Origin of the sequence: Mesorhizobium sp. CU3 (assembly GCF_006442965.1) — a bacterium.
GTDB lineage: Bacteria > Pseudomonadota > Alphaproteobacteria > Rhizobiales > Rhizobiaceae > Mesorhizobium.
Map to the genome: position 1 here is coordinate 128,963 of NZ_VFWX01000011.1, position 11,443 is coordinate 140,405.

Here is an 11,443-nt window from a genome sequence, read left to right on the forward strand (position 1 = left end):
CGAGGGGTCCAGTGGATCGGCGGGCATCTATAGCGCCTTTGCAGGGAACAGATAGAGGGTTTCGGGTGTTCCAGGGGATGGATGGAGGATCGCTCATGAATTTCCTCGAAGCCGTGCCGGCCATACGCCGTATCGACACCGACCGCGACACGCTGTTTGCCATCGATGTGGTCGGCGATGTCTCGCCCGCCGATGCCGAAAACCTGTTCGGCCTGCTGGAAGCAGCTTATGCGCTCCACCCCAGGACGGATGTGCTGGTGCGGCTGACCGACGAGGAAAGCGTGGATTGGGCCAACATAGCGCCACAAACGCTCCGCCAGGGCGTGGCGGATGCGCTTGAGCATATCGAACGCTGCGCGGTGATCGGCAAACCGGGCTGGGTCTCGGTGGTCAGCGGCGTGTTCCCCAGAACCTTGCCCTTCGAGGTCAGGCGTTTCGACGTCGACGACGAAGACGCGGCCTGGCAATGGTTGGGCGCGAGGCCGACGGATTAGTTGCGCACCACTGTCAAACGCTCGGCCGCGCGTGTTATCGCGGTGTAGAGCCAGCGCTGCCGCGTCTCCTTGAAAGCCCAGCTCTCGTCGAACAAAACTACGTCGTTCCACTGCGAGCCCTGCGCCTTGTGCACGGTCAGCGCATAGCCGTAATCGAAATCGTCGAAACGTTTCTTCTGCTGCCAGGGGATTTCGGCGTCCGGGTCCTCGAACGCCGCCTTGAGCAGCTTTATCTTGGCGACGCCGCGGTCGGGATCGTCCTCTTCCGGCGAAACCAGCAGGTTGATGCCGGGCTTCACCGTCTCGCGCGACGAGGTCATCACCTTCCACAGCGAGCCGTTGAGCAGGCCCTTGGCCGGGTCGTTGCGCAGGCAGACAAGCTTGTCGCCGGCCTGCGGGAAATCGGCGTTGAAACCCTTCAGCTCGCGCAGCCGCTGGTTATAGCGCCGCCTCGTGCGGTTGGTGCCGACCAGCACCTGGTCCGCCTTCAAGACCAGCTCCTGCGTGACGCCTTCCCTGCCGATCACCTGCGCCGTGCCGTAGTCGCCATGCATGAATTCGCGGCCCTCGCGCACGTCGAGCGCAAGGCGGATGATCGGATTGTCGCGCGCCTGGCGGTGGATTTCGGTCAACAGCACATCCGGTTCATGCTCGGTGAAGAAGCCGCCACCCGAGATCGGAGGCAGCTGCGCCGGATCGCCGAGCACCAGGATCGGCGTGCCGAAACTCAGGAGGTCACGGCCGAGCTGCTCGTCGACCATCGAGCACTCGTCGATGACCACGAGTTTTGCGCGCGAGATCGGGCTTTGCCGGTTGAGCGAGAAGGTCGGCGTCATCGAGGTCTTGCCGGTCACCTCGTCCTCGACCGATTCCTCGCCCTTGGGCCTATAGATCAGCGAATGAATGGTGCGGGCATTGACCGCGCCCTTGGAGCGCAGCACCTGGGCGGCCTTGCCGGTGAAGGCGGCGAACTGCACCTGGCCGTCGACATGCTCGGAAAAATAACGCGCCAGCGTCGTCTTGCCGGTGCCGGCATAGCCGAACAGCCGAAAGATCTGCGGCCGGCCTTCCTTGAGCCAGCGCCCGACCGCTTTCAAAGCCTCATCCTGTTGGGGGGAGAATTCCATCGGTTCGACAGACCGGATTCGCGAGAGAAAGACAAGCTTGGCCGCACCGGCACGACATCGCCTACGGCAATATCGTTGCTTGCAGAATAGACAAACTAGCAGGCCAGAAATAGAACGTAAAGTGAACAAAATATAGGGTGAGCGCTAGCTATCAAACCCTGGATCGTTCTCCAGCAAGATCGGCTTGCCGTGCGGCGTGGCATGCGCGGCGCGCTCCCAGGCGGCGGCGAGAGTATCGACATCGTTCTTGCCGGCGACGCCTTTGGCCGCCAGCAATGTCTCCAGCGCCGCCAGCCAATGCTCGTAATAGTCGTGCCCGTCCGTCGCCGCGCCCGGCTTCTTCACCTCGGCTGCGAGCGCCTCGGCCCATTCGCTCCACGAAAACAGACCTTTGTCGTGCAGCGCCACCGTCATGGCGAAGGCTTCCGCTTGCCATGGCTCGGCGAAGACCGGCTCGTCGAAGCCCGCCGGCAAAGCGCCTTCAGGCCGGCTCAAGATAGCTCTCCCAGGCATCGATGGAGACGGTCAAAGTCAGATCGGCGCCCTCTCCCCAGATTTCCGGCCCGTCAAACACCACCGTGTAGACCCATTGCGGGTTCTCGCCCTTGCCATGCGCATTGCTGTCGGGAAACACGAAGCCGTCGCGGACGGCCTCGACGGTGCCGTTCTTGCCGCGCGCATAGCGCGGCAATCGGGTGTGACCGGTCGGGCTGAAATTCTTTGTCCTGACGCGGTCGCCTGCACGAAAACGCGCCGGCGTGGCGACCGGTCGGTCGCACGGCCCGCCCTTGGCGAGCACCGCCGGCACGTCGGCCGCCTTCAGCACCCGCTTCGGCGTCGCGGCCGGGTCGAGCGCCTTGCCGGCGGCAAGGTCGCGCTCCGAAACGAAGCCGTGGCGCTTCAGGAGCACTTCCAGCGCCTTGATCCAGATCTGATAGTAGCTCGACGAATAATAATCCGCCGGATGCAGCGATTCCCGCGCATGCCGGCTTTCGTCGATGTTCCAGGCGCCCATCGACCCGGCGGTGAGCGTCACGCCAAGCGCCCGCCTTTCCCAGCCGGCATGGAAGTAGGGTTCGTCCGTCTCCGGCGCGACCGGCCCGAAGCCCATCTGTCCGCCAAGATCCTGCGGTCCGTTCATGCCGGCTCCCCTTATTCCGGCTCTTTGGCGAGCGCCGTGCCGATCATCGCATCGCGGCTGACCAGCTCGGACAACCGCTCCTCGCTCCAGCCTTCGGTGCCCTTCGGCCGCATCGGCACCACCAGATAGCGCAGCTCGGCCGTCGAATCCCAGACGCGGATTTTCTTGTCCGACGGCAGCGTCAGCCCGAATTCCTCCAGCACGCCGCGCGGATCGATCACTGCCCGCGACCGGTAAGGCGGCGCCTTGTACCAGACCGGCGGCAGGCCGAGCACCGACCATGGATAGCAGGAGCAGAGCGTGCAGACGACGAGGTTGTGCGTGCCCTCGGTGTTGAAAACGGCCTGCATGTGCTCGCCTTGCCGACCAGTGTAGCTCAGCGAGGCGATCGCTCCCGTCGCATCGCGCTTCAGCCAGTCGGCGTAAACCGGATCGCTCCAGGCCTTCGCCACCACCCTGGCGCCGTTGCGCGGGCCGATCTTTGTCTCATAGGTATCGACGATGACGTCGATGGCCGCCGGATCGATCAGCCCTTTCTCAGTCAGGATCGTCTCCAGCGCGCGCACGCGCGCGGCGAAAGGATCGAGCTCGTTGTCGTGGTCATGATCATGGGACATGACGTCAAAGTACGGCTCGGACCCGCCGGCCGCAAGCATGACAGCTTGGGCCAGGAACGAGGCGCTATTCAGCCGCCGTCTTCTGCGGTTCGCGCGGCATGTCGTCGTTGTTGCCGAACAGCGAAGGCTGTTCGGCACTTCTGGCCACATCGAGCTCGGCCTGGCGCTTCGGCATCAGCCCGACCAGCCAGCCGGAGAAGGTCTCGAAATAGACATAGATCACCGGCGTGACGAACAGCGTCAGCGCCTGCGAGGCGAGCAGGCCGCCGACCACGGCGACGCCGAGCGGCTGGCGCAGTTCGGCGCTGGCGCCGGTGCCGAGCGCGATCGGGAACGTACCCATCAGCGCTGCCAGCGTGGTCATCATGATCGGCCTGAAACGCATCAGGCAGGCCTTGTGGATGGATTCTTTCGCCGACATGCCTTGTCGCCTGAGCTCCAGCGCGACGTCGACCATCATGATGCCGTTCTTCTTGACGATGCCGATCAGCATCAGGATGCCGATCACCGCGATCACCGAAAGGTCCATGCCGGCAAAGCGCAGCGCGAGAACGGCGCCGAGCACCGCCGAAGGCAGACCGGTCAGGATGGTGAGCGGGTGGATGAAGCTCTCATAGAGCATGCCGAGCACGATATAGATCGTCAGGATAGCGCCGCCGATCAGCAGGCCCTGGTTGGCGAGCGAATCCTGGAAGGTCTTGGCGGTGCCGGCAAAGCTGGTGCCGATCGACGTCGGCATGCCGATCTGCTCCTTCAGCTGGTCGATGCGGGTCACGCTGTCGCCCAGCGCCACGCCCTGCGGCAGGTTGTAGGAGATCGTCACCGCCGGCAGCTGGCCAAGCTGGTTGACCGTCAAGGCGCCGGCCGTGCGGTCGACGCGGGCAAAGGCCCCCAGCGGCACGAGGCTGCCGCTTGCCGTCCGCACCTGGATGGCCAGCATGCGCTCGGGCGACCATTCGATCTTGGGGTCAAGCTCGGTGATGACCTCGTAGCTGTCGGCCGAACCGAAGATGGTCGACACCTGGTCGGTGCCGAAACCGCCATAAAGCGCGGAGCGCAGCGTGTCGGTGTCGATGCCGAGCTGGGCGGCCTTGTCGCGGTCGATCACCAGCGACGCCTGCAGGGCGTTGTTCTGCAGGTCGCTGGTTACGTCGGTGAAGGTCTTATGGTCGGCGGCCATCGCGTCGTTGAGCTTCTGCGCCCACTGATCGGTCAGGCCGGTATCGAGCCCCTGCACCACCAGCTGGTAGGCGCTGGCCGAGGACCGCGAGCCGAGTCGCAGATTCTGCACCGGCTGCATATAGGCTTCGATGCCCGGCACATTGGCCAGTTGGCGCCTCAGATCCGAAAGCACCTTCTCGATGTCGGGGCGCTTGGCCTTGTCCTTCAACTGTACGAACAGCTGGCCCTGGTTGAGCGCGTTGTTGCCGCTGCCCGCCGACCAGGCGACATGGTCGACATAGGGCGAATGCGAGAACACGCTCGCCACCTGCCCCTGCAGCTTGGCCATGGCATCGAAGGAAATGTCCTGGCGGGCGATCGTCGTCACCGAGATCTGGCCGATATCCTCCTGCGGGAAGAAACCCTTCGGCGAGACCTGGATCAGCCACACCGAAGCCGCCGCGGTGCCGACAAAGACGAGGAACACCAGGAAAGTGTGCCGCAGGCAGAAGCTCAAGAGCCGGTCGTAGCCGCGCGTGATGAAGTCCGGCCGGTGGCCGGGGGCATGCTTATCGCGGTCCGCCTTGCTGACCGACAACAGCCGCGAGCACAGCATCGGCGTCAGCGTCAACGACACGAACATCGAGGCCAGAATGGCGACCGTCACCACCACGGCGAATTCGTTGAAGATGCGGCCGATGACGCCGCCCATCAGAAGGACGGGGATGAACACCGCCACCAGCGAGATCGAGATCGAAATGATGGTGAAGCCGATCTCGCGCGCGCCTTTCAGCGACGCCTCGAAGGCCGACAAGCCGTCCTCTTCCATGTGGCGGAAGATGTTCTCCAGCATGACGATGGCGTCGTCGACGACAAGGCCGACGGCCAAGGTCAGACCCATCAGCGAGATGTTGTCGATGGAGAAGCCGAACAGGAACATGGCGCCGAGCGTGGCGATCAGCGAGATCGGCACCGCCACGGCCGGAATGATGGTCGCCGTGATCCGGCGCAGGAACACGAAGATGACCATCACTACCAGCGCGATGGTCAGAAGCAGCGTGAACTGCACGTCGTCCACGGCCTGACGGATCGAGGTCGAGCGGTCGTTGAGCAGCTTGATCGAGGCCGCGGCCGGCATCTGCTCCTGGAAGGAAGGCAGCATCGCTTTGACCTTGTCGACGACGTCGACGGTGTTGGCGTCGGGCTGGCGCTGCACGGCAAGGATGATCGCGCGGGTACCATCGTACCAACTTGCGGTCGTGGTCGTCTGGACGGAATCGACGACGCGCGTCACCTCGCCCAGCCGCACCGGGTGGCCGTTCTTGGTGGCGATGATCAGGTTCGAGAAGCCGGCGGCGTTGTCGAGCTGCGTGTTGGCGGTGATGGTCAGCTGCTGCTTGTTGTTCTGCAATACGCCGAGCGGCGTGTTGCTGTTGGCCGACGCGACCGCCGCCTGCAACTGGTCGATCGAGATGCCGCGCGCCGCAAGCGCGGTCGGATCGATCTGGATGCGCACCGCATATTTCTGCTGGCCGAAGATCGAGACCTGGGCCACGCCGTCGATCGTCGACAGCGACGGCGAGATGACGTTTTCGGCGAAGGCGTCGAGATCGGTCATCGGAACCGTGTCGCTGACCAGCGACATAAGTAGGATCGGCGCGTCGGCCGGATTGACCTTCCGGTAGCTCGGCGGCGCCGTCATTTCCGGCGGCAGCGATTTTTGCGTGCGCGCGATCGCCGCCTGCACGTCCGCGGCAGCAGCGTCGATATCGCGGTTGAGCACGAACTGGATGGCGATCGAAGTCTGGCCGAGCGAATTGGTGGTCGAGATGGAATCGATGCCGGCGATAGTCGCGAACTGCTTGATCAGCGGCGTCGCGACGGACGTCGCCATCGTCTCCGGCGAAGCGCCGGGCAATTGCGCCGAGACGTTGACCACCGGGAATTCGGCGCTGGGCAGCGCCGCGACCGGCAGGAACTTGTAGGCAAAGATGCCGCCCAGCACGAGGGCGAGCGACATCAGCAATGTGGCGACGGGTCTGCGAATGCAGAATTCGGAGATCATTGGCTGACCCCACCCGCCTTGTCGGCTTCCGCGACCTTGGCGCCGCCTTGGTCGCCGCCATTGGCTGTCGCCTTGCCTTCATGCACGGCAGCGCCGTCCTTCAGCCTGGTCTGGCCTTCGACCACGACCTTCTCGCCGCTCTTCAGGCCCTGGCTGATGGCGCTGTTTTCGCCTTCCGTCAGCGCCACCTGGACAGGGCGCATCTCGACCGTGTTGTCCGGCTTGACGACATAGACGAACGGCCCCTTCTGGCTGGGCTGCACCGCGACCGTCGGAACCGAGGTCATCTGCGGCATCGTGCCGGCGTCGAGCACGACATTCACATATTGGCCCGGCCACAGCGAAAGATCGGGGTTCGGGATGCTCGCCCGCGTGGCGATGGTGCCGGATGCGGTGTCGACGCTGGAATCGACGAAGTCGAGCGTGCCCTTGCCGATCGGCGTCGGATCGCCGTCCTTGGTCAGGGTCACGTTGCCCTGCTGCGGCTCGGCAAGCGCCTTGTGCAGCAGCGCAAGGTTGCTCTCCGGCAAGGTGAAATTGACCTGCAGCGGATCCATCTGGGTGATGGTGACGAGCGGCGTCGAAGTGCTGCTCCCGTTGCTGACAGTGACCAGATCGCCGACCGACACATTCACCGCGCCGAGCCTACCGGCGATCGGCGCCGCGATCGTGGCAAAGCCGAGCTGGACATTGTCGGCGTCGATCGTCGCCTTGTCGGCGTCGACGGTCGCGGAGGCCGCCTTCTGCGCGGCGACCGCCTGGTCGTAGGTCTGCTGGGTGCCGGCCTGCTTGGCGACGAGGTCCTTGGCGCGCTGCAGGTCCGAATTCGAGCTGATGAGCAGCGCCTGGTCCTTGGCCAAAGTCGCCTGATCCTTGGCAAGCTGCGCCTTCAGCGCGCGGTCGTCGAGCTGGAACAGCACGTCGCCGGCCTTCACCATCTGGCCGTCCTTGACGTCGATCGACACGATCTGGCTGGACACGCGCGCATTGATGTTGACCACCGCCGGCGAGGAAACGAAGCCGATGGCATAGCGGCGGATCGGGAAATCGGCGGTGCTGGCGGTGGCGGACAGGATCGAGGCGGAACGCGCGCCGCCGCCCTTCTGCTTGTCGCCGCCGCCGGAATTGTCCGCTGCCTTGGCTGTCTTGTCGGCGTTGGCCGCGTCCGCCTTCTGGCCCGAAATCAGTTGCTGCACCTTGCCCAGCGTCGCCGGCGAAAAATAAAGACCGGCGCCCGCCAGACAGGCGATCGCAATGACTGCAAAGGCGATTTTCCCGCGCATCGACAAATAAGCCCTCTACCCGACACGCCGATCCCGGTGGTCCATTATAGCTCGATTCACGGCCTTTCGCCGCGATTTTGCTGCAATAGATAGGACACGGCTCTGGCGGAAAAGGGCCAAAACGCGGCATTACGAATATTTAATGTGCACTGCACAAGCGTTGGGCAGCCGGCTAACACGCCGCCGCCGCCCTGTCGTGACGCCGAAACTTACGTCAGCGAAGCATAGGCCAGAGCGTTGCGGCCAGCAACACGCCCATGGCAATGTTGAACCATTTCAGCCGCACCGGATCCGACAGGAAGCCGCGCAACGCCGTGCCGAATCCGGCCCATATCGAGACGCTGGGCAGGTTGACGATGGCAAAGGCGGCCGAGATCAGCATCACCGAAACGAACGGGTGGTCGGAATTGGTGTAGACCGCCATGGCGGTGATCGCCATCACCCAGGCTTTCGGGTTGACCCACTGGAACGCCGCCGCGTCGATGAAGCGCATCGGCTTCGCCTCAGTCTCCCCCTTGCCGCTCATCGAGCGCGACATGGCGATCTTCCAGGCGAGATAGAGCAGGTAGGCGGCGCCGGCGATCTTCAAGGCCGTGTGCAGCGCCGGAAACGCCGTCAGCACGGCGCCGAGCCCAAACCCCACCGCCAGCAGCAGGACGAAAAAGCCGATGCTGATGCCCAGCATATGCGGGATCGTCCGCACGATGCCGAAATTGACGCCGGATGTGAGCAGCATCAGATTGTTTGGCCCCGGCGTGATCGAGGTCACGAAGGCGTAGACCAGCAAGGCAAGGAATGCGTCGAGCGACATGATCTCCTCCCAGATATGTCAGCCTTATTGACCTTTTAGCACACGCGCAAAAGCCACGGGATGAACGGCTGCCGGGCCAAGACCCGAAAGCGGGTCGACGTTCCCTTTTACATCCCCTGCGGGCCGCGGTTCATCGCCGCCACGCCGGTGCGGCAGATCTCGACCAGGCCGAGCGGCTTCATGATGGCGATGAACTGGTCGAGCTTGGAGCCCTTGCCGGTGATCTCGAAGATGAAATGCTCGGTGTTGGCGTCGATCACCGAGGCGCGGAACGCGTCCGCCAGCCGGAGCGCTTCGACGCGGGCATCGCCGGTGCCGGCGACCTTGACCAGCGCCAGCTCCCGCTCCAGCGGCCGCTCCTGGCCAAGCTCGTGCGAGCGCACGGAAAGGTCGACCACCCGGTGCACCGGCACGATGCGCTCGAGCTGATGCTTGATCTGCTCAAGCACATGCGGCGTGCCGCGCGTCACGATGGTGATGCGCGACAGATGCTTTTCGTGCTCTGTCTCCGAGACGGTCAGGCTTTCGATGTTGTAGCCGCGCCCCGAGAACAGGCCGATGACCCGGGCAAGCACACCCGGCTCGTTGTCGACCAGCACGGAGAGCGTGTGGTTCTCCGGCTTTTCCGTTTCCTTGGCGATGAAATAGGCCGAGCCGGTCGGTTGTAGCTGTGCGTTCATGACTTGAATCTCGATTTCAGGCTTTTGCGCTAATTCTCTGTTCGTGAACGGCTTTCTAGACCAGTTCCCTGCCCTTGGCGTCGATGGCGTTGGCGACCGCCTCATCCGTCGCCTCGTCCGGCAGGAGCATTTCGTTATGCGCCTTGCCCGACGGGATCATCGGGAAGCAGTTGGCCAGCGTCGCCACCCGACAGTCGAACAGCACCGGCTTCTTGACCGAGATCATCTCCTTGATCGCATCGTCGAGCTCGTTCGGCTTGTCGCAGCGTATGCCATGGCCGCCATAGGCTTCCGCCAGCTTGACGAAGTCCGGCATCGCCTCGGTGTAGGAATGCGACAGCCGGTTGCCGTGCAGCAGCTGCTGCCACTGGCGCACCATGCCCATATACTGGTTGTTCAAGATGAAGATCTTGATCGGCGCGTTGTACTGCACCGCCGTGCTCATCTCCTGCATCGTCATCTGCACCGAGGCGTCGCCGGCGATGTCGATGACCAGCGAATTGGGATGCGCGATCTGCACGCCGAGCGCTGCCGGCAGGCCGTAGCCCATCGTGCCCAGCCCGCCCGACGTCATCCAGCGGTTCGGCTTTTCGAAATGATAATGCTGCGCCGCCCACATCTGATGCTGGCCGACCTCGGTGGTGATGAAGGTGTCCATGTCCTTGGTCAGCGCGTAGAGCCGCTGGATGGCATATTGCGGCATGATGACGTCGTTGTTCGGCTTGTAGGCAAGCGAATCGCGCGCGCGCCATTTGGCGATCTGCTCCCACCATGGATAGAGCGCCTTCTTGTCGGCCTTGACGGTCGCCCGCCACAGCCGCACCAGGTCCTCCAGCACGCGGCCGACATCGCCCAGGATGCCGACATCGGCACGGACGTTCTTGTTGATCGAGGACGGATCGATGTCGATATGGATCTTCTTCGAGTTCGGCGAGAACGCGGTGAGCCGGCCGGTGATGCGATCGTCGAAGCGCGCGCCGATGCAGATCATGACGTCGCAATCATGCATGGCCATGTTGGCTTCGTAGGTGCCGTGCATGCCGAGCATGCCGACCCAGTTCTTGCCCGAGGCCGGATACGCGCCGAGCCCCATCAGCGTCGAGGTGATCGGGAAGCCGGTGAGGTCGACCAGTTCGCGCAGCAAATGGCTCGCTTCCGGGCCGGAATTGACGACGCCGCCGCCCGAATAGATGATCGGCTTCTTCGCGCCGGCCATCAGCTCGACAGCGGCCTTGATCTTTTCCAGGTCGCCCTGGACCTTCGGCTGATAGCTGGTGCGCGGCGCCGTCTGCGGCGGCACATAGATGCCCTTGGCGAACTGCACGTCCTTCGGGATGTCGACCACGACCGGGCCGGGACGCCCGGTGGTCGCGACATGGAAGGCCTCATGGATGGTGGCGGCGAGCTCGTTGACGTCCTTCACCAGCCAGTTGTGCTTGGTGCAGGGCCTGGTGATGCCGACCGTGTCGCATTCCTGGAAAGCGTCCGAGCCGATCAGCGAAGTCGGCACCTGGCCGGTCAGGCAGACCAGCGGAATGGAATCCATCAGCGCATCCTGCAGCGGCGTCACCGCATTGGTGGCGCCGGGGCCGGAGGTGACCAGGAGCACGCCGGCCTTGCCGGTCGAGCGCGCATAGCCTTCGGCCGCGTGGCCGGCGCCCTGCTCGTGGCGGACCAGAATGTGCTCGACCTCGTCCTGCTGAAAAATCTCGTCATAGATCGGGAGAACGGCGCCGCCCGGATAGCCGAAGACATGCTTGACGCCATTGTCCTTCAGCGCCTGCACCACCATCTCGGCGCCAGTCATTTCCCTGCTTGCCATCTCGCGCCGCTCGTTCTGTCCGTTGCTCATCGGTCTGGTCCCGTACTGTCGCCATTTCGGCGTTTGCTGGTCGTTTAGTTGGATTTCAGGCAATAAAAAAGGCCCCCGGGGGAGCCTGTGTGATGCGCATGGGAGGTTTTCGCCCGGCGGTTACACCGCCTTGCCCACGCGCAAGCCTACGAGAATGAGTGCCTTTTTCATGGGCGCGGACAATAAGGGCGAAAACGCCGGCTCGTCAATGG

10 protein-coding genes are annotated in these 11,443 nt (G+C 63.8%); 1 reads left to right on the forward strand and 9 read right to left on the reverse strand.

Going from position 1 to position 11,443, the window contains the following annotated elements:
- Positions 1 to 95: 95 nt before the first annotated feature.
- A complete protein-coding gene (locus FJ988_RS18405) occupies positions 96 to 494 on the forward strand; it encodes an STAS/SEC14 domain-containing protein (protein ID WP_140819763.1) in 399 nt (132 codons plus the stop codon).
- Here FJ988_RS18405 and FJ988_RS18410 read toward each other — a convergent pair.
- From FJ988_RS18410 to FJ988_RS18450, 9 genes are all read right to left on the reverse strand, one after another.
- Positions 491 to 1,621 carry an ATP-dependent RecD-like DNA helicase gene (locus FJ988_RS18410; RefSeq protein WP_140819764.1) on the reverse strand — a complete coding sequence of 377 codons (1,131 nt, stop codon included), beginning with the start codon at positions 1,619 to 1,621 and terminating at the stop codon, positions 491 to 493. The genes FJ988_RS18405 and FJ988_RS18410 overlap by 4 nt on opposite strands.
- Before the next feature lie 144 nt (positions 1,622 to 1,765).
- Complete coding sequence (locus tag FJ988_RS18415; RefSeq protein ID WP_140819765.1) at positions 1,766 to 2,116, reverse strand: nitrile hydratase accessory protein; 351 nt, start codon at positions 2,114 to 2,116, stop codon at positions 1,766 to 1,768.
- On the reverse strand, positions 2,103 to 2,762 hold the full coding sequence (gene nthB / locus FJ988_RS18420; protein WP_140819766.1) for a nitrile hydratase subunit beta: 660 nt from the start codon (positions 2,760 to 2,762) through the stop codon (positions 2,103 to 2,105). The genes FJ988_RS18415 and nthB overlap by 14 nt, the downstream gene beginning before the upstream one ends.
- An 11-nt stretch (positions 2,763 to 2,773) precedes the next feature.
- A complete protein-coding gene (nthA, locus tag FJ988_RS18425; RefSeq protein ID WP_140819767.1) occupies positions 2,774 to 3,379 on the reverse strand; it encodes a nitrile hydratase subunit alpha in 606 nt (201 codons plus the stop codon).
- Positions 3,380 to 3,443: 64 nt separating this feature from the next.
- Entirely contained in the window at positions 3,444 to 6,605 is a 3,162-nt protein-coding gene (locus tag FJ988_RS18430; protein WP_140819768.1) for an efflux RND transporter permease subunit, read from the reverse strand.
- Positions 6,602 to 7,888 (reverse strand): efflux RND transporter periplasmic adaptor subunit, encoded by a 1,287-nt coding sequence (locus tag FJ988_RS18435; RefSeq protein WP_140819769.1) that lies wholly within the window; start codon positions 7,886 to 7,888, stop codon positions 6,602 to 6,604. The genes FJ988_RS18430 and FJ988_RS18435 overlap by 4 nt, the downstream gene beginning before the upstream one ends.
- 214 nt (positions 7,889 to 8,102) lie before the next feature.
- Positions 8,103 to 8,699 carry a LysE family translocator gene (locus tag FJ988_RS18440; RefSeq protein WP_140819770.1) on the reverse strand — a complete coding sequence of 199 codons (597 nt, stop codon included), beginning with the start codon at positions 8,697 to 8,699 and terminating at the stop codon, positions 8,103 to 8,105.
- A 107-nt stretch (positions 8,700 to 8,806) separates the two neighbouring features.
- Positions 8,807 to 9,379, reverse strand: a complete 573-nt coding sequence (gene ilvN / locus FJ988_RS18445; RefSeq protein ID WP_140819771.1) for an acetolactate synthase small subunit — start codon at positions 9,377 to 9,379, stop codon at positions 8,807 to 8,809.
- Positions 9,380 to 9,434: 55 nt separating this feature from the next.
- Entirely contained in the window at positions 9,435 to 11,231 is a 1,797-nt protein-coding gene (locus tag FJ988_RS18450) for an acetolactate synthase 3 large subunit (RefSeq protein WP_140819772.1), read from the reverse strand.
- Positions 11,232 to 11,443 lie beyond the last annotated feature (212 nt).